Annotated in this window: 20 protein-coding genes; 17 read left to right on the forward strand and 3 right to left on the reverse strand. The window is 64.8% G+C overall.

The features are described from left to right. Nucleotides 1–30 precede the first annotated feature (30 nt). Nucleotides 31–456 carry an NfeD family protein gene (locus HPF_RS11085; RefSeq protein WP_066159643.1) on the reverse strand — a complete coding sequence of 142 codons (426 nt, stop codon included), beginning with the start codon at nucleotides 454–456 and terminating at the stop codon, nucleotides 31–33. A gap of 159 nt (nucleotides 457–615) precedes the next feature. On the opposite strand from HPF_RS11085, the gene HPF_RS11090 reads away from it, so the two are divergent. Together HPF_RS11090 and HPF_RS11095 are read left to right on the forward strand one after the other, a co-directional pair. Beyond that, nucleotides 616–2910, forward strand: a complete 2295-nt coding sequence (locus HPF_RS11090) for an arginine/lysine/ornithine decarboxylase (protein WP_066159646.1) — start codon at nucleotides 616–618, stop codon at nucleotides 2908–2910. Between the two features lie 29 nt (nucleotides 2911–2939). Next, a complete protein-coding gene (locus HPF_RS11095) occupies nucleotides 2940–3158 on the forward strand; it encodes an HP1242/YdcH family protein (RefSeq protein WP_066159651.1) in 219 nt (72 codons plus the stop codon). Nucleotides 3159–3167: 9 nt separating this feature from the next. On the opposite strand, the gene HPF_RS11100 is transcribed toward HPF_RS11095, so the two are convergent. Then, nucleotides 3168–4034, reverse strand: a complete 867-nt coding sequence (locus HPF_RS11100) for a DNA ligase (RefSeq protein WP_127807105.1) — start codon at nucleotides 4032–4034, stop codon at nucleotides 3168–3170. Nucleotides 4035–4062: 28 nt separating this feature from the next. Then, the gene (gene fabI / locus HPF_RS11105; RefSeq protein ID WP_133156621.1) at nucleotides 4063–4860 is read right to left on the reverse strand and encodes an enoyl-ACP reductase FabI; all 798 of its coding nucleotides are present in this window, start codon (nucleotides 4858–4860) and stop codon (nucleotides 4063–4065) included. Nucleotides 4861–4898: 38 nt separating this feature from the next. Between fabI and HPF_RS11110 the strand changes: the two genes are divergently transcribed. The 15 genes from HPF_RS11110 (at nucleotide 4899) to HPF_RS11180 (ending at nucleotide 23316) form a co-directional block, all read left to right on the forward strand. Further along, nucleotides 4899–6743, forward strand: a complete 1845-nt coding sequence (locus HPF_RS11110; protein WP_133156622.1) for an extracellular solute-binding protein — start codon at nucleotides 4899–4901, stop codon at nucleotides 6741–6743. 1 nt (nucleotide 6744) lies between these two features. Beyond that, the gene (locus tag HPF_RS11115) at nucleotides 6745–7770 is read left to right on the forward strand and encodes a microcin C ABC transporter permease YejB (RefSeq protein ID WP_079365129.1); all 1026 of its coding nucleotides are present in this window, start codon (nucleotides 6745–6747) and stop codon (nucleotides 7768–7770) included. Continuing rightward, nucleotides 7770–8804: an ABC transporter permease gene (locus HPF_RS11120; RefSeq protein ID WP_133156623.1), complete on the forward strand. Its 1035-nt coding sequence runs from the start codon at nucleotides 7770–7772 to the stop codon at nucleotides 8802–8804. The genes HPF_RS11115 and HPF_RS11120 overlap by 1 nt, the downstream gene beginning before the upstream one ends. Continuing rightward, nucleotides 8801–10396 carry an ABC transporter ATP-binding protein gene (locus HPF_RS11125; RefSeq protein WP_133156624.1) on the forward strand — a complete coding sequence of 532 codons (1596 nt, stop codon included), beginning with the start codon at nucleotides 8801–8803 and terminating at the stop codon, nucleotides 10394–10396. Before HPF_RS11120 ends, HPF_RS11125 begins: the two co-directional genes overlap by 4 nt. Before the next feature lie 73 nt (nucleotides 10397–10469). Beyond that, nucleotides 10470–11249: a DUF2189 domain-containing protein gene (locus tag HPF_RS11130; RefSeq protein ID WP_066159669.1), complete on the forward strand. Its 780-nt coding sequence runs from the start codon at nucleotides 10470–10472 to the stop codon at nucleotides 11247–11249. A gap of 20 nt (nucleotides 11250–11269) precedes the next feature. After that, nucleotides 11270–11491 carry a DUF2788 domain-containing protein gene (locus HPF_RS11135; RefSeq protein ID WP_066159673.1) on the forward strand — a complete coding sequence of 74 codons (222 nt, stop codon included), beginning with the start codon at nucleotides 11270–11272 and terminating at the stop codon, nucleotides 11489–11491. A gap of 154 nt (nucleotides 11492–11645) precedes the next feature. Next, a complete protein-coding gene (rimP, locus tag HPF_RS11140; RefSeq protein WP_133156625.1) occupies nucleotides 11646–12221 on the forward strand; it encodes a ribosome maturation factor RimP in 576 nt (191 codons plus the stop codon). 48 nt (nucleotides 12222–12269) lie between these two features. Next, nucleotides 12270–13769, forward strand: a complete 1500-nt coding sequence (nusA, locus tag HPF_RS11145) for a transcription termination factor NusA (protein ID WP_066159681.1) — start codon at nucleotides 12270–12272, stop codon at nucleotides 13767–13769. A gap of 32 nt (nucleotides 13770–13801) precedes the next feature. Further along, on the forward strand, nucleotides 13802–16657 hold the full coding sequence (gene infB / locus HPF_RS11150; RefSeq protein ID WP_066159684.1) for a translation initiation factor IF-2: 2856 nt from the start codon (nucleotides 13802–13804) through the stop codon (nucleotides 16655–16657). Nucleotides 16658–16672: 15 nt separating this feature from the next. Next, complete coding sequence (gene rbfA, locus HPF_RS11155; RefSeq protein ID WP_066159687.1) at nucleotides 16673–17047, forward strand: 30S ribosome-binding factor RbfA; 375 nt, start codon at nucleotides 16673–16675, stop codon at nucleotides 17045–17047. A 2-nt stretch (nucleotides 17048–17049) separates the two neighbouring features. Next, nucleotides 17050–18015 (forward strand): tRNA pseudouridine(55) synthase TruB, encoded by a 966-nt coding sequence (truB, locus tag HPF_RS11160; RefSeq protein ID WP_133156626.1) that lies wholly within the window; start codon nucleotides 17050–17052, stop codon nucleotides 18013–18015. Beyond that, entirely contained in the window at nucleotides 18012–19838 is a 1827-nt protein-coding gene (gene typA / locus HPF_RS11165) for a translational GTPase TypA (protein ID WP_066159693.1), read from the forward strand. The genes truB and typA overlap by 4 nt, the downstream gene beginning before the upstream one ends. 45 nt (nucleotides 19839–19883) lie before the next feature. Continuing rightward, a complete protein-coding gene (locus HPF_RS11170) occupies nucleotides 19884–20918 on the forward strand; it encodes a DMT family transporter (RefSeq protein WP_243721728.1) in 1035 nt (344 codons plus the stop codon). Then, nucleotides 20915–22009 carry an enoyl-CoA hydratase/isomerase family protein gene (locus HPF_RS11175; protein WP_066159697.1) on the forward strand — a complete coding sequence of 365 codons (1095 nt, stop codon included), beginning with the start codon at nucleotides 20915–20917 and terminating at the stop codon, nucleotides 22007–22009. The genes HPF_RS11170 and HPF_RS11175 overlap by 4 nt, the downstream gene beginning before the upstream one ends. Nucleotides 22010–22266: 257 nt before the next feature. Further along, the gene (locus HPF_RS11180; RefSeq protein WP_079365123.1) at nucleotides 22267–23316 is read left to right on the forward strand and encodes an ABC transporter substrate-binding protein; all 1050 of its coding nucleotides are present in this window, start codon (nucleotides 22267–22269) and stop codon (nucleotides 23314–23316) included. Nucleotides 23317–23391 lie beyond the last annotated feature (75 nt).

The raw sequence follows: 23391 nt of genomic DNA on the forward strand, positions 1-23391 counted from the left end.
GAAGATTGATGATGGAAGGTTGTTGGGAGATCAGGCCTTCTCGACCTTGAGCCGGTTGCCCACCAGTTCCGTGACCCTGTAATTGCCGGCTTCCGCCACCTGGCCTTGTTCAAGCACGGCGGTCCACTGTGCGCCCCGGTAGCGCACGCTGGCGGTGCCATCGGACTGCCAGTTGTCCACGTGCAGCGTTTCCCCGACGTCCAGGTTTACGCTGCGCAGGGACCGGACCGATGGATCTCCTTTGCGTTTGCGGCGTTGCAGGTGCCCGATGACCACGGCTGCCGCCCCGATCAAGGCTGCAGCCACCAGCTGTCCGGAGAAAGAGAGTCCCAGGTGGGCGGCGAGGGCACCGGCAGCCAGCCCGACCGCCAGCATGAGCAGGTAGAAGGTGCCGGTAAAAAGCTCAAGCGCCACCAGCGCCGCAGCCATCAACCACCACATGGTCGACTCGTCCATTGAACATCCTCCTCGATAGATGCCACACCATGTCTGGCAAGCGCCACATTCTGCGTCAAAAGCCCTGCGACAGAAGTTCAGCGTCATGTGATTTCCGTACACTTGCCCGCTTCCTGGCCCTTCCCACCCGCCCCGGCTCGCACCGGCTGGAGATACGCGATGAAATTCCGCTTTCCCATCGTCATCATCGACGAGGACTTCCGTTCCGAAAACACGTCTGGCCTGGGGATCCGCGCCCTGGCACAGGCCATTGAAAGCGAAGGCTTCGAAGTGGTGGGCGTGACGAGCTACGGCGACCTTTCACAGTTTGCGCAGCAGCAGTCGCGCGCCAGCGCCTTCATCCTGTCCATCGACGACGAGGAGTTCACCCCGGGGCCTGATCTGGACCCAGCGGTGCTGAATCTTCGCAACTTCATCGAGGAAGTGCGCCGCAAGAACGCCGAAGTGCCGATCTACGTGCATGGCGAGACCAAGACCAGCCGCCACCTGCCCAACGACGTGCTGCGCGAGCTGCATGGCTTCATCCACATGTTCGAGGACACGCCGGAGTTCGTGGCGCGCCACATCATCCGCGAGGCCAAGAGCTATCTCGAAGGCATCCAGCCGCCGTTTTTCAAGGCCCTGCTGGACTATGCGGAAGATGGTTCTTATTCATGGCACTGCCCTGGTCACTCGGGTGGAGTGGCTTTCCTCAAGAGTCCGGTGGGCCAGATGTACCACCAGTTCTATGGTGAGAACATGCTGCGCGCCGACGTGTGCAACGCGGTGGAGGAGCTCGGCCAGCTGCTGGACCACAACGGCGCCATTGGTGCGAGCGAGCGCAACGCCGCACGCATCTTCAATGCCGACCACTGCTACTTCGTGACCAACGGCACGTCGACGTCGAACAAGATGGTCTGGCACCACACAGTGGCGCCGGGCGATGTGGTGGTGGTGGACCGGAACTGCCACAAGTCCATCCTGCACTCGATCATCATGACGGGTGCGATACCCGTGTTCCTCAAACCCACGCGCAACCACTACGGCATCATCGGTCCGATCCCGCAGGCCGAGTTCGAGGTCGATGCCATCAAGGCCAAGATTCGCGCCAATCCGCTGCTCGCCGGAGTGGATGCCGACAAGGTCAAGCCGCGCATCCTGACACTGACGCAGTCCACCTACGACGGCGTGCTCTACAACACTGAGACCATCAAGAACCTGCTCGATGGCTGGGTGGACAACCTCCACTTCGATGAGGCCTGGCTGCCGCACGCGGCCTTCCATCCCTTCTACGGCAGCTTCCACGCCATGGGCAAGAAGCGCGCGCGTCCGCAGCATTCGGTGGTGTACGCCACGCAGTCCATCCACAAGCTGCTGGCCGGCATCAGCCAGGCCAGCCATGTGCTGGTGCAGGACTCCCAGAGCACCAAGCTGGACAGGCATCTGTTCAACGAGGCCTACCTGATGCACACCAGCACCAGCCCGCAGTACAGCATCATCGCCAGCTGCGACGTGGCCGCTGCCATGATGGAGCCGCCGGGCGGCACGGCGCTCGTGGAAGAGAGCATTGCCGAGGCGCTCGACTTCAGACGTGCCATGCGCAAGGTGGAGGCCGAGTTCGGGCAGGACGACTGGTGGTTCCAGGTCTGGGGGCCGGACAGCCTGGTGGAGGAGGGCGTGGGCAGGGCCAGCGACTGGGTGCTCAAACGCACCGACGCAGATGGCGTGCAGCCCTCGGATGGTGAGGAGGCCTGGCACGGCTTCGGCGACATGGCGCCGGGCTTCAACATGCTCGATCCGATCAAGGCCACCATCGTGACGCCGGGCCTGAACCTCAAGGGTGACTTTGCGGCCACCGGCATCCCGGCGTCCATCGTCACCAAGTTCCTCGCCGAACACGGTGTGGTGGTGGAGAAGACCGGGCTGTATTCCTTCTTCATCATGTTCACCATCGGGATCACCAAGGGCCGCTGGAACACGCTGCTGACGGCGCTGCAGCAGTTCAAGGACGACTATGCCAAGAACCAGCCGATGTGGCGGATCATGCCGGAGTTCTGCGCCAAGCAGCCGCGCTACGAGCAGATGGGTCTTCGCGACCTGTGCCAGCATGTGCACGCGCTTTACGCCAAGTACGACATCGCCCGTCTGACCACCGACATGTACCTGAGCGACCACACGCCGGCCATGAAGCCCAGCGATGCGTTCGCGCACATCGCCCACCGCACGACGCAGCGCGTGCCGATCGACGATCTGGAAGGGCGCATCACCACCAGCCTGGTGACGCCGTACCCGCCGGGCATTCCGCTGCTGATTCCGGGTGAGGTGTTCAACAAGAAGATCGTGGACTACCTCAAGTTCAACCGCGAGTTTGCCCGTGAATGCCCTGGGTTCGAGACCGATATCCATGGCTTGGTGCAGGAGGTCGGGCTCGACGGCGTGGTCAGCTACTTTGCGGACTGTGTGAAGGCGGGGTAAGCTGGCATCCCGACACCAGAGGAGCACCGATGTTTCCCGAATACCGCGATCTGATCACAAGCCTCAAGGGCCACGATCACCACTTCACCCGGCTGTTCGACAAGCACAACGAGCTCGATCAGCAGATCAGGAACAAGGAAGCCCACATCGAACCGGGCACGCAGCTGGAGATCGAGCGGCTGAAAAAGGAAAAGCTCGCCCTCAAGGACCAGATCTACGCGCACCTGCGCCAGGTGTCTGGCGCCTGACGGACAAAGTCAGCGGGCGGGTGGCCGGTAGTCCGGGCGCTCGCGCAGGAAGCTGGCGAACCGGGGCAGCCCGCTGTCGTGCAGACCCCGGTAGCGGTAGGTGATCCAGCTGCCGACGGAGGGCGGACGTTCACGCTGCGCGTCTGAGAAACCCGTGCCCAGCCGGAAGCGCTGGCCGTCGGGCGTCTCGACCCACAGCGCACCCATCCGCCCGGCATGCCGTCCTTTGCCGGGCACGTAGGACAGTACGCGCGCCTCGGCATCGTCAAACGGCTTGAGCTTGACCAGGTCGTCGCCCCGCACCGCGCGGTAGGGCGAATCTCCTCGGTGCAGCATCAGGCCCTCGGCGCCCGCCTGTATGTCGGTCTTGAGCCGGCGCTGCAGCGTGGTGTGGTCGGTGATTTTCTCCTGGGGCACGGCCACCACCCACGGCAGATCAAGCTGGCGCACCAGCGCCTGGTAAGCCGCCAGCCGCTCATCGAACAGGCCTGGATGGGCGGGCAGATCGAACACCATGAAGCGGATGCGACGCCAGGCCTCGTCGCTGGCCTGCAACTGGCGCACGGTGCCACTGACTTCCTCGAAACGGCCGCGCCCGGCCCACAGCTCGCCGTCCATGGGCGTGGGTGGCCAACCCTGCGTGAACCAGACGGGTGGCGACAGCGGCTCACCACCCCGGGTCCACAGGCGCTGCCCGTCCCAGTAGCCACGCACGCCGTCGTATTTTTCACTGACCCAGTAGGCCGAAAGATCCAGTCCGGGCCGGTACTTGCCCGCCAGCATCAGGGCCGGTGGCGCGTCGGCCGCCAGCGATGCCAAAGGGCACAAAAAAACACCGGCGATGGCAGCGAGGACGCTGCGTCGACCGGTGCCCATGGTAGTCATCGCGAAGGAAAAAGAACGGTCAGGAGACCGACTCGCTGTCCTTGCTGATGCCGGCGGTCTGGCTGAAGCCGCAGTCCACGTAGGTGATTTCGGACGTCACGCCCGAGGCCAGGTCCGACAGCAGGAAGGCGGCCACGTTGCCGACGTCCTCGATCGTGACGTTGCGGCGCAGCGGGGAGGCCGCGGCCACATAGCCCAGCAGTTTGCCGAAGTCCTTGATGCCGCTGGCGGCCAGGGTCTTGATCGGGCCGGCGCTGATGCCGTTGACCCGCATGCCGCGCGGGCCCAGCGATTCCGCCAGGTAGCGCACGCTGGCTTCCAGGCTGGCCTTGGCCAGGCCCATGGTGTTGTAGTTCGGGATGGTGCGCAGCGCGCCCAGGTAGCTCAGCGTCAGCAGCGCCGCGTTGGCATTGAGGTAGGGCAGGGCGGCTTTGGCCATGGCCGGGAAGCTGTAGGCGCTGATGTCGTGTGCGATGCGGAAGTTCTCGCGGGTCAGGCCGTCGAGGAAGTCGCCGGCGATCGCCTCGCGCGGTGCGAAGCCGATGCTGTGCACGAAGCCGTCGAACTTGGGCCAGGTCTGCGACAGATCGGCAAACAGTCTCTCGATCTGGGCATCGTCGCCGACGTCGCAATCGAAGATGAGGTTCGAGTTGAAATCGGCCGCAAATTCGGTGATGCGGTCCTTGAAGCGTTCGCCCACGTAGCTGAAGGCCAGCTCGGCCCCTTGCGCATGACAGGCCTTGGCAATGCCGTAGGCGATGGACCGGTTGGACAGCACGCCCGTGATCAGCAGTTTCTTGCCGGCGAGAAAACCCATTGTTCAGACTCCAGAAAAATTTCCCGCAGAATTGTCGCATGCAAGCCCATCGAGCCTTTTCCCTTCGCCTGTGGCGCCTTCTGGTGGCCGTCGGCGTTGCGATGGCTTCGCTGCCGGCCTGGGCCGCACACGGCTATGCGCTCTGGGGTGAACTGCGGTATCCGCCTGGCTTCACGCACTTCGCCTATGTGAATCCCGATGCGCCCAAGGGCGGTGAACTGCGCCTGGTCAGCAACCTGCGGGTCTCCACCTTCGACAAGTACAACCCGTTCACCCTGCGCGGCAATGCGCCGGCTTACCTGTCGTCGCTGATGTTCGACAGCCTGCTCACAGGGGCGCTGGACGAAAACGGCTCGGCCTACGGCCTGCTGGCCTCGGATGTGGTGCTGGCGCCCGACCGGCTGTCGGTGACCTTCCGCATCCGGCCGGAGGCGCGGTTTCACAACGGCCAGCCGGTGCTGGCCGCAGACTTGAAGCACAGCTACGAGACGCTGATCGGCCCCCACACCTCGCCGGCTTACAAGACGATCCTGGAAGATGTGGCCGGCGTCGATGTGGTCGACGACCGCACGGTGCGCTACCGCTTCAAGAAATTCAACCGCGAGCTGCCGCTGACGGTGGGCGGCCTGCCGGTGTTCAGCCGCGCCTGGGGCGACGAGAAAGATCCGAAGACCGGCCAGCGCAAGAGCTTCGACCAGGTGGTGATGGACATCCCCATCGGCAGCGGGCCCTACAAGATCGGGCCGGTGCGCTTCGGCAAGGACATCACCTACGTGCGCGATCCGGCCTACTGGGCCAAAGACCTGCCGGTGCGCCGCGGTACGGCCAACTTCGACCGCGTCACCGTCAAGATCTACAAGGACAACACCGCGCGGCTGGAGGCGCTCAAGGCCGGCGAGTTCGACCTGATGCGCTTCTTTTCGGCCGGCGACTGGGCGCGGCGCGTCAACGGCAAGCGCTTTGACAGCGGCGAACTGGTCAAGGCCGAGTTCGTTCACAAACAGCCCACCGGTTTCCAGAGCTATGTGCTCAACACCCGCCGCCCGCCGCTCGACGACATCCGCGTGCGGCAGGCGCTGGGCTTGGCGCTGGACTACGAATGGATGAACCGGCAAATGTTCTACGGCGCCTACCAGCGGGTGCAGGGCCTGTTCGGCAACACCGACTGCTCAGCCGAGGGGGCACCGTCCCCGGCCGAGCTGGCTCTGTTGTCACCCTGGCGTGCGCAACTGCCGCCCGCCGTCTTCGGCCCGGCCTACCGCTCGCCGCGCACCGACGGGGATGACTCGCTGCGCGGCAACCTTCGCAAGGCACAGGCCCTGCTGCGCGAGGCCGGCTGGGCGGTGAAAGACGGCGCGCTGCGCAACGCGAAGGGCGAGGCCATGGTGCTGGAGTACCTGGACAGCCAGGAAACGGGTGCGCGCGTGGTGACGCCCTGGTCGCGCAACCTCGCCAAGCTGGGCGTCCAGCTGAGTTTTCGTCCGGTGGATTTCGCGCTGTATCAGCAGCGCTTGCGCACGTTCAACTTCGACATCACATCGATCGCGTACGGTGGCACGCACAACCCCGGTCCGGAATACGCCGACCTGTTCGGCAGCAAGGCCGCCGACATCGAAGACTCGGGCAACATGGCCGGCGTGAAAAGCCCGGCAGTCGACGACCTGATCGGCCGAATGGTCGGCGCCGACACCCGCCCCGAGTTCCTGGCCGCCTGCCGTTCGCTGGAGCGTGTCATCACGCACAGCCACTACCTGGTGCCGCAATGGTCTTCCAGCACGCACCGCATGGTCTACAACGCCTGGCGCCTCGCCCGTCCGGATGCCATGCCTCCCTATGCCACCGGCGAGGACTGGGCGATCGACACCTGGTGGGCGAAACCCTGATATGTGGTCCTACATCCTCAAGCGCTTGCTGTTGATGATCCCGACGCTGTTCGGGGTGCTGCTGCTGACTTTCGTCGTGATCCAGTTCGTGCCCGGCGGGCCGGTGGAGCAGTACCTGGCGGAGGCCCGTGCCGGAGCAGGCACGGGCGCGGAAGGCGGCTCGGTTTACCGGGGTGCCCAGGGCGTGGACCCGCAGCGGCTGGAGCAGATCAAGGCCCTCTACGGCTTTGACAAACCCGCGCACGAGCGCTTCTTCCAGATGCTGGGCCAGTTCGCGCGCTTCGACCTCGGCACCAGCTTCTTCCAGAACAAGGCGGTCTCGCAGCTGATCATCGAAAAGCTGCCGGTGTCGGTCAGCCTCGGGCTCTGGACCTTTCTGATCAGCTACCTGGTGGCGGTGCCGCTGGGCGTGGCCAAGGCGGTGCGCGCCGGGTCTCGCTTCGATCTGGTGACCACATTGTTGGTGCTGGTGGGGTATGCGATACCGGGCTTCGTGCTCGGGGTGGCTTTGCTCGTGATCTTTGGTGGCCAACTGCAGTGGTTTCCGCTGCGGGGCCTGACCTCGTCGAACTGGGAGGAGCTGAGCTGGGGCGCTCGCATCGTCGACTACCTCTGGCACATCACGCTGCCGGTGACTGCGATGGTGCTGGGCAGCTTCGCCGTGACGGCCATGCTCACCAAGAACTCGTTCCTCGAAGAGATCCGCAAACAGTATGTGATGACGGCCCGCGCCAAGGGTCTGAGCGAGCGGCAGGTGCTGTGGAAGCACGTGTTCCGCAACGCCCTGATCCCCATCGTGACCGGCTTTCCGGCCGCCTTCATCGGCGCCTTCTTCACTGGCGCTTTGCTGATCGAGACCCAGTTCTCTCTCGACGGGCTGGGCCTGCTCGGCTACGAGAGCGTGATACGACGCGACTACCCCGTGGTCATGGGCACGCTGTTCCTGTTTACCCTGATCGGCCTGATCACCAAGCTGGTGTCCGATCTCTGCTACGTGTGGGTGGATCCGCGCGTGAAGTTCGACTGATGGCCGCCGCCTCGCTGTCCCCCTCCCGCCGCGCCTGGCAACGTTTCAAGCGCAACCGCCTGGGCTACTGGAGCCTGGTGCTGTTCTGCACCCTGGTGGTGCTGAGCCTGTTCGCCGAGCTGATCTCCAACGACCGGCCGCTGGTCGTGCGCTACGAAGGCAAGACCTATTTCCCGATGGTCCAGGACCTGCCGGAAACCACCTTCGGTGGTGATTTCGAGTCCGACACTGACTACCTCGATCCCTTCATCCGCGAGCGCATCACCCAGGGGGACAGCTGGGCGATCTACGCGCCCAACCCCTACGGCCCCAAGACGCTGAACTACTTCGCGAAAGAGCCCAACCCGTCCCGCCCGACCGCCGAGAACTGGCTGGGCACCGACGACCGCGGGCGCGACCTGCTGGCGCAGCTGATCTACGGTTTCCGTGTCAGCGTGCTATTCGCCCTGGCGCTCACCTTCATCGGCACTGTGCTGGGCATCCTCACCGGTGCGATCCAGGGTTTCTTTGGCGGGAAGACCGATCTGGCCTTCCAGCGTTTCATCGAAATCTGGTCCTCCATGCCCGAGCTGTACCTGCTGATCATCTTCTCGGCCGTGCTGTCCCCGAGCATTGGCCTGCTGCTGGTGCTGCTGAGCCTGTTCGGCTGGATGGGGCTGTCCGACTACGTGCGCGCCGAGTTCCTGCGCAACCGGCAGATGGATTACGTGCGCGCGGCACGCGCCATGGGGATGTCCAACGGGCAGATCATCTGGCGCCATGTGCTGCCCAATAGCCTGACGCCGGTGGTCACCTTCCTGCCGTTCCGCATGAGCGCGGCCATCCTGGCGCTGACCTCGCTGGACTTCCTGGGCCTGGGCGTGCCGCCGGGCACGCCGTCGCTGGGCGAGCTGCTGAGCCAGGGCAAGAACAACATTGACGCCTGGTGGATCTCGCTCTCGACCTTCGGCGTTCTGGTCATCACGCTGCTGCTGCTGACCTTCATGGGTGACGCGCTGCGGGACGCGCTCGATCCGCGAAAGGCCGACCAATGACGCCGCTGCTGGAGGTCAAGGGCCTGAGCGTCTCGTTCGGTGGCCACGAGGTGGTGCATGGCATCGACTTCTCGCTCGCAGCTGGTGAGAAGCTGGCGCTGGTGGGCGAGTCGGGCTCCGGCAAGACCGTCTCGGCACTGTCGCTGCTGCGGCTGATCCACAACGCCGAGGTGCGCGGCACCGCCCACTTCGGCGGCACCGACCTGCTGTCCCTGAACGAACACGCGCTGCGCGGCATCCGGGGCGATCGCATCGCGGTGATCTTCCAGGAGCCGATGACCGCGCTCAACCCGCTCTACAGCGTGGGCGAGCAGATCGTCGAGGTGCTCCAGCTCAAGAAAGGGCTGACCACCGCGCAGGCCCGGTCAGGCGCCATCGAGTTGCTGGCCTCGACTGGCATCCCCGAGCCCGCCCGGCGCGCCGGGGCGTTTCCGCACCAGCTCAGCGGCGGTCAGCGCCAGCGCGCCATGATCGCCATGGCGCTGGCGGCCCAGCCGAAGTTGCTGATCGCCGACGAGCCGACCACTGCCCTGGACGTCACGGTGCGGGCCCAGATCCTGGCCCTGCTCTCGGATCTGCAGCGCCAGCACGGCATGGCGGTGCTGCTCATCACCCACGACCTGAACCTGGTGCGGCGCTTCGCTGACCGGGTGGCTGTGATGGAAAAAGGGCATCTGGTGGAGCAGGGCGGGGTGGAGTCGGTGTATGAGGCGCCTCAGCATGCCTACACGCGCCGCCTGCTGGCCAGCGAGGCTCGGCGGGATGTGGCCGAGCCAACCGCAGATGCGCCGACGGTGATGCGGGCGCAGGGCCTGCGTGTGAGCTATCCGGTGCCGCTGCCCGGGCTCCGGGGCTGGTTCCGGCGCGGCAGTTTCGTCGCGCTGGAGGGGGCCGATTTTGCGATTCCGTCCGGCGGCACACTCGGGGTGGTTGGTGAGTCCGGGTCGGGCAAATCAACCCTGGCTCTGGCTGCGCTGGGCCTGCTGCCGCACAGCGGCGATCTGCATATCGGCGACACCGGCTGGGAGCAAGCGCGCCAGACCGGCGCCGAAAAAGCGCTTCGCCGCCAGGTCCAGGTGGTGTTCCAGGACCCGTTTTCCTCTCTGTCCCCGCGCATGACGGTGGAGCAGATCGTCGGGGAGGGGCTCGTCGTTCACGAGCCGGCGTTGGATGCGGCGCAGCGCCGCGAACGGGTGAGGGCGGCGCTGGCCGACGTCGGGCTGGTGTCCGAACCCAGTCAAGCCGACGACTGGCTGCAGCGCTACCCGCACGAATTTTCCGGCGGGCAGCGCCAGCGCCTGGCCATCGCGCGCGCGCTGATCGTCGAGCCGCAGCTGCTGGTGCTGGACGAGCCCACCAGCGCGCTGGACGTGACCGTCCAGCAACAGGTGCTGACCCTTCTGCAGCGCCTGCAGCGAGAGCGCGGCCTGAGCTACCTGCTGATCACCCACGACATCGCGGTGATCCGGGCCATGGCCCACGAGGTGCTGGTGCTCAAGGATGGTGTCGTGATGGAGCGGGGCCCCGTCGAGCAGGTCCTCCGTGCGCCAAACAACGCCTACACACAGGCGCTTGTCAGGGCCGCGTCCTGAGCTTCCATTAGGATCGGTTGCGGCGCAATCGCGTCTTGTCGAACGCACCGACCACGTCCAAACGCTGCTTTTCATGACCCAAGCCTCCAAGCCCGCGACGACACGGACCATGCCCGTGGACATGATTTCGCCGACCCGCTGGATCGAGCGCGGCTGGGAAGACCTGCGGGCCAACCCGCTTCCGGGCATGCTGCACGGGCTGGCGCTGGCACTCTTTGGCTGGCTGTTGCTCTGGCTGGCACGGGACCGCTTCTGGCTGCTGGCGGGTGCGTTTTCGGGTTTCCTCATCGTGGCACCGGTGCTGGCCACAGGTCTCTATCACATCAGCCGAGAACGCGCGGCCGGCCGCAAGGCGGGGCTGCGAGATGTCTTCGCGCTGTGGAAGTCCTTCGATGGCCGTCTGGTGCGTTTCGGCGTCTTGCTGGGCCTGGCCGGAACAGGTTGGGTGATGGCTTCGGCTGGTCTGATCACGCTTTGGTCCCCGACACCCATCCTCAAGCCGGTGGACTTTTTCCGCCACGTGGTGCTCGTCAAGGAGGTCGGCCTGTTTGAGGTTTGGCTTGTGCTGGGGTCCCTGCTGGCGGCACCTGTATTTGCATCCAGCGTGGTCGCCATTCCCATGCTGATCGACAAGAGCGTGCCCGTGAGCATGGCGGTCACGGCCAGCTGGCGCGCGGTGGCCGACTACCCGGGGCCGCTGGTCTGGTGGGCCGTGCTGATCACGATGCTGGTCGGGCTCGGCATGGTCACCGCACTGGTGGGACTGGTGGTGGTCATACCGCTGATCGCCCACGCGAGCTGGCATGCCTACTGCGACCTCACCGCGACCCCATCGCCGGTTTCGGCCCACTGAGTCCGGCCCATTTCCCAGTCATGGAAAACACGATATTTGGTCTGACCGAGGGTCAGATTGCCCAGTTCGGCCTGACCTTCGGGGTGGGGGCCTTCATTCTCTACATGCTGTTCATCGTGCTGAATCTGGCCCTGGAGTCCAAGGCCGGCAAATTCGGCACCTTCATCATCTTTCTGGTGCTGTCCCTGGGCATGATGGGTTTCATGGCCAAAAACGTCATTCAGTGGGTGCTCGGCATCTGACGCATTCCTGGTAGGTGCTATTGCAAGAACGGTGCCGCACAGAGTACAATGCTGGCTTCACGACCAAATGGGCGGGTTACTACCGGCCCATTTTTTTTGTCCAAACGCTTTCCGGAATCTCGATTCCATTCACCACAAGGCTTCAATACACCCGATGAGCTGGCAAGACACCATTGCGCAAACCGTGACCGGACTGGGTTTTGACCTGGTGGATCTGGAGCGTTCGGCTGGTGGCTTGCTCCGGGTGACGATCGATCTGCCCTGGCAGGCCCCGCAGCCCGGTGAACCCGCAGGCCCCGAACAGTTCGTGACCGTGGAAGATTGCGAAACGGTCACCCGGCAGCTGCAGTATCTGCTGGAGGTCGAGGGTCTCGATTACCGGCGCCTCGAAGTGGGTTCGCCTGGTATCGACCGGCCGCTGCGGCACGAGGCCGACTATCAGCGGTTCCAGGGGCAGGTCATTGATCTCACGCTCAAGGCGCCCATCGGCGCCACCGGCGGCGCCGTGGCGGCCAACAGGAAGAAGTTTCGCGGCACGCTGGAGCGGGCCGCCGACGGGGTGATGTGGCAGGTGGTTTGGAGTGACGAGCCGCCCGTCAAACCAGGGCAGCGCGTGAGCAAAAAGCGCGAGCCCGCACCTCTTCAGGCGCTGACGTTTGCGCTGGGCGATGTCCAGCAGGCCAGGCTGGCTCCCATTGTGAATTTCAAGGGGCGGCGTGCCGGCTCCTGAGTTTTTTTGTGATTTGAGAGAAGAGATACGGAAAGGTAGGCGACTGATATGAATCGCGAAATGTTGATGCTGATCGATGCCATCTCGCGCGAGAAGAACGTCGAACGCGACGTCGTGCTTGGTGCGGTCGAACAGGCGCTGGCCTCGGCGACCAAAAAACTCTACAAGGGTGAGGTCGACATCCGTGTTGCGATGGACCCGGACACGGGTGCTTACGAAACCTTCCGCCGCTGGCTGGTTGTGCCTGATTCGGCGGGCCTGCAGAACCCGGATGCCGAGGAGTTGCTGAGCGATGCCCGTGACGACATCCCGGACATCGAAGAGGGCGACTACATCGAGAAGCCGGTGGAAAGCGTGCCGATCGGCCGCATCGGCGCCATGGCCGCCAAGCAGGTGATCCTGCAAAAAATCCGTGACGCCGAGCGCGAAATGCTGCTCAACGACTTCATGAGCCGCGGCGACAAGATCTTTGTCGGCACCGTCAAGCGCATGGACAAGGGCGACCTGATCGTCGAGAGCGGTCGTGTCGAAGGCCGCCTCAAGCGCGGCGAGATGATCCCGAAGGAAAACTTCCGCACCGGCGACCGCGTGCGCGCCATGATCATGGAGGTCGACCTGACACTGCGTGGCGCGCCCATCCTGCTGTCGCGTTCCGCACCCTCGTTCATGATCGAGCTGTTCCGCCAGGAAGTGCCGGAGATCGAGCAAGGCCTGCTGGAGATCAAGACCTGTGCCCGCGACCCCGGTTCGCGCGCCAAGATCGCCGTTCTGTCGCATGACAAGCGCATTGACCCCATCGGCACCTGCGTCGGTGTGCGTGGCTCGCGTGTCAATGCGGTGACCAACGAGCTGGCGGGCGAGCGCGTGGACATCGTGCTTTGGTCCGAAGATCCCGCGCAGTTCGTGATCGGTGCACTCGCACCGGCCAACGTGGTGTCCATCGTGGTTGACGAAGAGCGCCATGCCATGGACGTGGTGGTGGACGAGGAGAACCTCGCGATCGCCATCGGCCGCGGTGGCCAGAACGTCCGCCTTGCGTCCGATCTGACCGGCTGGCGCATCAACATCATGACCGCCGACGAGTCTGCGCAGAAGCAGGCCGAAGAGGCCGACGGCATCCGCAAGCTGTTCATGGCCAAGCTTGACGTGGATCAGGAGATCGCCGACATCCTGATCGAGGAGGGCTTCACCAGTCTGGAAGAGGTGGCCTATGTGCCTCTGCAGGAGATGCTGGAAATCGAGTCCTTCGACGAGGACACGGTCAACGAGCTGCGTGCCCGCGCCAAGGACGCGCTGCTGACGATGGAAATCGCCCGCGAAGAAAGTGTGGAAGAGGTGTCGCAGGATCTGCGGGACCTGGAGGGGATGACCCCCGACCTGGTCGCCAAACTGGCCGACGGCGGCGTGCACACCCGCGACGAACTGGCCGATCTGGCCACCGACGAACTCACCGACATGACCGGCCAGACGCCCGAAGAGGCGACCAGCCTGATCATGCGCGCCCGCGCTCACTGGTTCTCCGGTGAGGAGACGCCTGCGTCCAACTGACCCGTGCAGGCACGAGCGGAGAACAAACACCTATGACCAGTACCACCGTTGCCGAATTGGCCGCTGAGCTGAACAAGCCCACCACCACCCTGCTGGAGCAGCTGTCTGCTGCCGGGGTGCCCAAAACCGCAGGGACCGATGTGGTCACCGAGACCGACAAGCAGAAGCTGCTGGGCCACCTCAAGGCCAGTCACGGTACCGCCGGCGCCGAGCGCAAGAAGATCACGCTGGTGAAGAAGTCCACCACGGAGATCAAGCAGGCCGACGCCACCGGGCGCGCCCGCACCATCCAGGTCGAAGTACGCAAGAAGCGCACTTTCGTCAAGCGCGACGATGAGGTGGTGGTCCCGGACGTGCCGACGGAGGCCGTCGAGCCAGCCGCACCGGCGGTGGATCCGGCCGAGTTGGCACGTCGCGAGGAAGAAGCCCGCCGTCAGGCCGAGCTGCTGCGGCGCCAGGAAGAAGAACTGCTGATCAAGCGCCAGCAGCGCGAAGCAGAAGAGGCCCGCCAGGCGGAACTCGCGCGCCAGGCCGCAGAGGCCGAAGAGGCCGCAGCCCAGGCGCGGCAACAGGCGGCGGCGAAATCCGCCGCTTCTGTCGACTCTGCCAAGGAAGAGGCTGCCAAGGAAGACCAGCGCCGTGCCGCTGCCGCGGCCGAGCGTGAAGCTGCTGCCAAGGCGGAGGCCGACAAGCAGGCCGAAGCCCGCAAGGCGGAAGAGTCGCGCGCGCAGGATCTGCTGGAGCGTCGGCGCAAGGCCGAGGCCGAGGCCGCCAACATCCGCGCGATGATGGCTGCACCGGCCAAGACCCTCGTGGCCAAGAAGCCGGAACCCACGCCCGATCCCAAGGCCATCAAGGGCACACTGCACAAGCCTGCTGGCACGCCTGCCGCCAAGACGGCCGCGGGTGCAGCGGCCGCGCCTGGCGCCGGTGGCAAGAAGGAAATCAAGTCCGAAAACCTGTCGTCGACCTGGAAGGACGACGCAGCGAAGAAGAAGGAAATCAAGACCCGTGGCGACACCAGCGCTGGTCGTTCCAACTGGCGCAGCGGCCCCAAGGGCGGCGGCCGCCGTGGCGACCGCGACAGCCGTGACAGCGCCCAGAGCAGCTTTGTGGCCCCGACGGAAGCCAAGGTCATCGAGGTGCACGTGCCGGAAACCATCACGGTGGCCGAACTCGCGCACAAGATGAGCCTGAAGTCCTCCGAAGTGATCAAGCAACTGATGAAGCTGGGCCAGATGGTCACCATCAACCAGCCGCTGGACCAGGACACCGCCATGATCGTGGTGGAAGAACTGGGGCACACCGCGGTGGTGGCGGCGTTGGATGATCCGGAAGCCTTCACCGACGAGGAAGCAGGCCAGCACCAAGCCGAACTCAAGCCCCGTGCGCCTGTGGTCACCGTCATGGGCCACGTGGACCACGGCAAGACCTCGCTGCTGGACTACATCCGTCGCGCCAAGGTGGCAGCAGGCGAGGCCGGTGGCATCACGCAGCACATCGGTGCTTACCACGTGGAAACGCCGCGCGGCATGGTGTCTTTCCTCGATACCCCGGGTCACGAGGCGTTCACCGCCATGCGTGCCCGTGGTGCCCAGGCCACCGACATCGTCATTCTGGTGTGTGCGGCCGACGACGGCGTGATGCCGCAGACCAAGGAAGCCATCAAGCACGCGAAAGCGGCCGGTGTGCCCATGGTCGTGGCCTTGACCAAGATCGACAAGCCGGGCATCAACCTCGAGCGTGTGCGCTCGGAACTGGTGGCCGAAGAGGTCGTGCCTGAAGAGTTCGGTGGTGACGTGCCTTTCGTGGGTGTGTCCGCCAAGACCGGCGAAGGCATCGACGCCTTGCTGGAGCAGGTGTTGCTTCAGGCCGAGGTGCTGGAACTCAAGGCGCCGGTGGATGCGATGGCCAAGGGTCTGGTGATCGAAGCCCGTCTGGACAAGGGCCGCGGCTCGGTCGCGACCGTTCTGGTGCAAAGCGGCACGCTCAAGACCGGCGACGTGGTGCTGGTCGGCCAGACGTCTGGCCGTGTGCGTGCCATGCTGGATGAAAACGGCAAGCCCATCAAGGAAGCCGGGCCGTCCATTCCAGTGGAAATCCAGGGTCTGTCCGAAGTGCCGCAGGCCGGCGATGACTTCATGGTGATGACCGACGAGCGCCGCGCGCGCGAGATCGCCACCTACCGTGCGGGCAAGTTCCGCAACACCAAGCTGGCCAAGCAACAGGCCGCCAAGCTGGAGAACATGTTCACCGACATGACGGCTGGCGAAGTCAAAGTGCTGCCCATCATCATCAAGGCCGACGTGCAAGGTTCGCAGGAAGCCCTGGGCGCCTCGCTGCTCAAGCTCTCGACTGACGAGGTCAAGGTGCAGCTGGTGTTCTCCGGCGTGGGCGGCATCAGCGAGTCCGATGTCAACCTGGCGATCGCCTCCAAGGCGGTCATCATTGGCTTCAACGTGCGCGCCGACGTCGGCGCGCGCAAGCTGGCCGAAGGCAATGACGTCGACCTGCGCTACTACAACATCATCTACGACGCCGTGGACGATCTGAAGGCGGCCATGTCCGGCCTGCTGGCACCCGAGAAGCGGGAAGAGGTCATCGGCTCGGCAGAGATCCGCACCGTGTTCGTGGCGTCCAAGATCGGCACCGTGGCCGGCTGTATGGTCACGTCCGGCATGGTCACCCGCAACGCCCACTTCCGCCTGCTGCGCGACAACGTGGTGGTCTACACCGGCGAGATCGACACCCTCAAGCGCCTCAAGGACGACGTGCGCGAAGTCAAGGAAGGCTTCGAGTGCGGTATCAAGCTCAAGAACTACAGCGACATCAAGGAAGGTGACCAGCTGGAGTTCTTCGAGGTCAAGGAAGTGGCCCGCACGCTGTAAGGATCGAGCACCACCATGCCCCGCAAGGCTTCTTCCGTCCCCAACCGCGGTTTCCGCGTGGCCGACCAGATCCAGCGCGATCTGGCCGAGCTGATCGCGCGCGAGCTCAAGGATCCGCGGGTGGGCATGGTCACGATCAACGCGGTCGAGGTCACACCCGATTACGCCCACGCCAAGGTGTTTTTCAGCCTTCTCACCGGCAATCCGGACGAGACGACACAGGGCCTGAACGCCGCCGCCGGGTTCCTGCGCAATGGCTTGTTCAAGCGCCTGCACATCCACACCGTGCCGACGCTGCACTTCGTGTTCGACCGCACCACCGAGCGGGCGGCGGACATGAACGCGCTGATCTCAAAGGCCGTTGCGTCGCGTTCCAAGAACGAGGAATGACCATGCAGCGCCACAGCACCAGGGTGCCACGGCGCCCTGTGCATGGGGTGCTGTTGCTTGACAAACCGCTGGGCTTCTCCAGCAACCAGGCCTTGCAGAAAGCCAAATGGCTGCTGCGCGCCGAAAAGGCCGGGCATACCGGGACGCTGGATCCTCTGGCCACAGGCGTGCTCCCGATCTGCTTCGGCGCAGCCACCAAGTTCAGCCAGCTGCACCTGAACGCCGACAAGAGCTACGAAACCGTGGTCCGCCTGGGTGTGACCACGACCACCGGCGACGCCGAGGGCGATGTTCTGGAGAGCCGTCCGGTGACCTGCAGCGTCGGGCAAGTGGTAGAGGTGCTGGATCGCTTCACCGGGCCCATCACCCAGATTCCGCCCATGCACAGCGCCCTCAAGAAGGATGGCAAGGCGCTGTATGAGTACGCCCGTGAAGGCGTCACGGTGGAGCGTGAGCCGCGCGCAGTCACCATCCACGAACTGGAACTTGTGGACCTGCGCCTCGAGGGACATGAGCCCTTCCTGCGCTTGCGCGTGCGCTGCTCCAAGGGCACCTACATCCGCACGCTGGGCGAAGACATTGCGGCGGCCCTGGGCTGCGGCGGGCATCTGAGCCTGCTGCGGCGGGTGCAAACCGGCCCCTTCGACGCCGGCCAGTGCATCACGGTCGAGGCCCTGGAGGCCTTGCCCGATGAGCAGCGCCTGCAAAGGCTGCTGCCGGTGCAGGCGCTGCTGCCCGACCACACGGCTGTCACGCTCGACAGCGACAATGCCGCGCGCTTTCTCAGCGGTGTGCGCCGCCGCGGGACCTGGTCCGACCTGTCCCGGGTGGCGATCTACGGCCCGCCAGTGGGCACCTCCCACACGCCGGTCCTGCTGGGCAGTGGCCACACACAGGCCGGCGAACTCATCCCGGGGCGGCTGCTGAGCCCCATCGAAATACAGCAAATCCTGGAACCTGCAACATGAGCAAACAGATCCGCAACATCGCCATCATCGCCCACGTCGACCACGGCAAGACCACCATGGTCGACCAGCTGCTGCGCCAGTCGGGCACCTTCGCTGAGCACGAAAAGGTCGTGGACACGGTGATGGACAACAACGCCATCGAACGCGAGCGCGGCATCACCATCCTGGCCAAGAACTGCGCCGTGAGCTGGCAGGGCACCCACATCAACATCGTCGACACGCCTGGGCACGCGGACTTTGGCGGTGAGGTGGAGCGGGCACTGTCCATGGTGGACGGCGTGGTGCTGCTGATCGACGCCCAGGAAGGCCCGATGCCGCAGACCCGCTTCGTGACCAAGAAGGCCCTGGCCCTGGGGCTCAAGCCCATCGTGGTGGTCAACAAGGTGGACAAGCCCGGCGCCAACCCGACCAAGGTGATCAACGAAGCCTTCGATCTATTTGCGAACCTCGGCGCGACCGACGAGCAGCTGGAATTCCCGGTGGTCTACGCCTCGGGTATCAACGGCTGGACCTCGCTGGAAGAGGGTGCGCCTGGCGAACAGTGGGGCCCCAACATGTCGGCCCTGTTCGACACCGTGCTCAAGCATGTGCCGGCCCACCAGGGTGACCCGGACGCGCCGCTGCAGCTGCAGATCTCCGCGCTGGACTTCTCCACCTTCGTCGGCCGCATCGGCGTCGGTCGTATCAGTGCCGGCAAGATCCGTCCCGGCATGGACGTACTGGTGATGGAGGGCGAAGACGGCAAGAGCATCAAGGGCCGCATCAACCAGGTCCTGACCTTCCAGGGGCTCGACCGCGTGCAGGTGACCGAGGCCGGCCCTGGCGACATCGTGCTGATCAACGGCATCGCCGACATCGGCATCGGCGTGACCGTCACCGACCCGTCCAATCCGACGCCGCTGCCCATGCTCAAGGTGGACGAGCCCACGCTGACCATGAACTTCTGCGTCAACACCAGCCCGCTGGCCGGGCGCGAAGGCAAGTTCGTCACCAGCCGCCAGATCTGGGACCGCCTGCAGAAAGAGCTGCAGCACAACGTGGCCCTGCGCGTGAAGGAAACCGACGAGGACGGCATCTTCGAGGTGTCTGGTCGAGGCGAACTGCACCTGACCATCCTGCTGGAAAACATGCGCCGCGAAGGCTACGAGCTGGCCGTGTCCAAGCCGCGCGTGGTGTTCCGCGAGATCAACGGCGAGAAGTGCGAACCGATCGAGCTGGTGACGGCCGACATCGAGGAAGGCCACCAGGGCGGCGTGATGCAGGCCCTGGGTGAGCGCAAGGGCGAACTGGTCAACATGGTGCCGGACGGCAAGGGCCGCGTGCGCCTGGAATACCGGATCCCGGCGCGTGGCCTGATCGGCTTCTCCAACGAGTTCCTGAACCTGACCCGCGGTTCCGGCCTGATCAGCAACATCTTCGACGGCTACGAACCGCACAAGGGCGAGATCGCCAGCCGCAAGAATGGTGTGCTGATCTCCATGGACGACGGCGAGATCTTCACTTACGCCCTGGGCAAGCTCGACGACCGCGGCCGCATGTTCGTCAAACCCAACGACCCGGTGTACGAGGGCATGATCGTCGGCATTCACAGCCGCGACAACGACCTGGTGGTCAACGCCACCCGCACCAAGCAGCTGACCAACTTCCGTGTCAGCGGCAAGGAAGACGCGATCAAGATCACGCCGCCCATCGACCTGACGCTGGAATACGGCGTTGAGTTCATCGAGGACGACGAGCTGGTCGAGATCACGCCCAAGAGCGTGCGCCTGCGCAAGCGCCATCTCAAGGAACACGATCGCAAGCGCGCTTCGCGCGAAGCTTGACCCGCCGGGCAGCCGTTGGCTGCCCGCCAAGGTCCACTCACACCCATGCCCTTCAAGCTGCTCAACCGTCTGACTCACACCCAGGCGGTGTTCCTCATGGTCGCGGTGACCCTGATGTGGTCGATCGCCGGCGTGGTCTCGCGCCAGCTGGAGTCGGCCGCGCGTTTCGAAGTCACCTTCTGGCGCAGCGCATTCACCTTTGTGTCGCTGCTGCTCATCCTGCCCCTGTGGCGCGCAGCAGACCGTGCGTCTGGAGCCCTCCGTGGTGTCCCGACGAGTCAAGGTGCGCTGCAGCGCCACTGGGGCATCCTCGCCGGATCGCGCGCCTTCTGGGTGTCCGGTGTCTGCTGGAGCGTGATGTTCACCGCCTTCATGCTGGCTCTGACCTTCACCAGTGTCGCCAACGTTCTGGTGATCATGGCGGCGGGGCCGCTGTTCACCGCGGTCATCGCCCGGGTGTTCATTGGCCAGCGTCTGCCCGGGCGCACCTGGGCCGCCATCGTGACGGCCGGCGCCGGCATCGTGTACATGTACGGCAGCCAGATGTGGGCCGCCTTCACCGACCCGGCAGCGAATGCATCAGGCCTGGTCCTGGGATCGCTGGCATCGCTCTGCGTGCCGGTGGGCGGCGCGATCAACTGGACCGTTGTGCAGCGCAGCCAGCAGCATGGGGAGTCCATCGACCTCGTGCCGTCGGTGCTGGTGGGGGCGTTGATCTCGAGCGTGCTCACCCTGCCTCTGGCATTCCCGTTTCTGGCCACAGGCAGCGACATCGCGTGGCTGGCCCTGCTGGGTCTGGTGCAGCTCGCGATTCCTTGCGCGCTGGCGGTGGTCTGCGCCCGTTCGCTCAAGGCCCCCGAAGTGTCGCTGCTGGCGCTGCTGGAGGTGATCTTTGGCATCGTTTGGGCCTGGCTCTGGGCCAACGAGACGCCTGGGAGCGAGGTGCTGCTCGGCGGCAGTGTGGTGATCGCCGCCTTGCTGCTCAACGAACTGGCCGGCTGGCGTGACCGCCAGGGTGCACTGCGCATTCAGACCCTCAGCGCCAGGAATACCGAGACATCCGTTGGAGAAACGCCATGAATGGGTCCGAACAGTTCATCATCACCGAAGTCCGTGGTCGCGTCGGTTGCATCACGCTCAACCGGCCCAAGGCGCTGAACGCGCTCTCGCTGGGCATGATCCGCGACATCAGTGCCGCCTTGCTGGCCTGGCGCGAAGACCCGCAGGTGCTGGCAGTGGCGATCCGTGGCACGGGCAAGGAGGGCGCGTTCGGCAGTTTCTGCGCGGGCGGTGACATCCGCTTCTTTCACCAGGCTGCGCTCGCGGGCAACCCAGAACTTGAGGACTTCTTCACCGAGGAGTACGCACTCAACCACCTGATCCACACCTACCCCAAGCCCTACATCGCGTTCATGGACGGCATCTGCATGGGCGGGGGCATGGGCATCAGTCAGGGAGCGAGCCTGCGAATCGTCACCGAACGCAGCAAGATCGCCATGCCCGAAACCGGCATCGGCCTGTTTCCGGACGTGGGCGGCGGCTACTTCCTCAGCCGCTGCCCGGGTCGACTGGGTGAGTACCTGGCCCTGACCGGTCTGGTGCTTGACGGCGCTCATGCGCTGGCGGCCGGCCTGGCCGACGCGGTGATGGACAGCGGCCGCCTTGCGGGCCTGTGGGACAGCCTGGGTCAGACGCCCTACGAGAGCGGCGTGGCGGTGGAGCGCTGGTGTCTCAATCACGTCCAGAAGGTGCCGCCGAAGGCGCACTTTCCGCAGGCGGACATCGACCGCGTATTTGCATTGGACAACGTGAAGGCGGTGGTTCAGGCGCTGGAGCAGGCCCAAGGCGAGTGGGCCAGCGAAACCGCACAGTTGCTGCGCAAGCGTTCACCGCTGATGCTGCATGTGGTGCTGGAGCAGGTTCGCCGGGCACGGGGTATGGGGCTGGCCGACGAACTGCGCATGGAGCGCGACCTGGTCCGTCGCTGCTTCCACCTGCGCCCGGGCGCCGCGAGCGAAACCGTTGAAGGGATCCGCGCACTGGCGGTAGACAAGGACCACGCCCCGCGCTGGAACCCGTCCTGCATCGAAGAGGTGAGCGATGCACAGGTGGTCGAATTCTTTGTTTCGCCCTGGCCTGCTCACGCGCATCCGCTGCACTCGCTGCGGTGACAGCGGGCCGGCTTTCATTCGAGCCGCGGCCTTCTCGGAGCCGATGGGCTTCGTTATATGAAAAGTCGCAGCATTTGCGTGAGATTTATTCTCAAAGTTATATTTCCGAGTTGAGTTCAATCCAACTGTCTGTTGGTTGAGCGGCTGGTCACCTCGTTTGCAGCAGCGTTCGTTTTCTTCAGGCCGTTGGGTGTGCACTTCGCATCCAGTGGCGCCCCGCGTCGGTGGACAACACCACTCGAAACTTGGAGAAAACCATGTCGCGCATCCCCCCGCTTTCCCGTCTGTCCCTGCTCGCCGCCGCGCTGGCGCTGAGCGCATGTGGCCAGAAAGAGGAAACACCTTCCCCAGCCGCCACACCCGAGGTGGCACAGACCTCCGTCTGCGGCAAGGTCACGGTGGCCAACATGAACTGGCAGTCGGCCGAGGTACTGGCCCACATCGACAACATCATTCTGTCCAAGGGCTACGGTTGCGAGGTTGAACTGGTGCCGGGTGACACCATGCCCACGCTGACCGCCATGATGGAGAAGGGGCAACCCGACGTGGCACCCGAAGCGTGGATCAACGCCGTGCGCCAACCGCTGGACGCCGCGGTGAAGGAAGGCAAGCTGCACTACGCCGCCAAATCGCTTGCGGATGGAGGCGTCGAGGGCTGGTGGATTCCGAAGTACCTGGCCGATGCCCATCCGGACATCAAGACCATCGACGATGCCCTCAAGCACCCGGAGCTGTTTCCGTCGGCCGAGAACAAGCGGAAGGGCGCGGTGCACAACTGCCCCTCGGGCTGGAACTGCCAGTTGACCACTGGCAACGCGTTCAAGGCCTGGGACGCGGCCGACAAGGGCTTCCTGCTGGTGGACACCGGCTCGGCCGCAGGGCTGGACGGTTCGATCGCCAAGGCGTATGAGCGCAAGCAGGGCTGGCTGGGGTACTACTGGGCGCCCACATCCATCCTGGGCAAGTACGAGATGGTCAAGCTAGACGCCGGTGTGCCACACGACAAAGAGGCATGGGAAGCCTGCAATGCCAAGGCGGAGTGCGACAACCCCAAGAAGAGCGACTGGGCGCGCGCCGAGGTGTTCACCGTGCTCACCGACCGCTTCCAGAAAGCCGGCGGTCCCGCTGTGGACTACCTGAACAAACGCAGCTGGAGCAACGACACGGTCAATGGCCTGCTGGCCTGGATGAGCGACCAGCAGGCCACCGGGGCCGACGGGGCAGCACATTTCCTCAAGACCCAGCCCGAGATCTGGGGAGCCTGGGTAACGCCCGAGGTGGCAGAGAAAGTGAAGTCGGCGCTCTGAGGCATCACACGCCGAGACAACAGATGGCCCGCACCAGTGACGGGCCGTTTCCCTGATTCCTGCCGGAGGAGATGC

The sequence above is a fragment of the Hydrogenophaga pseudoflava genome, from assembly GCF_004353865.1.
In the GTDB taxonomy this organism is placed as follows: Bacteria; Pseudomonadota; Gammaproteobacteria; order Burkholderiales; family Burkholderiaceae_C; genus Hydrogenophaga; species Hydrogenophaga pseudoflava.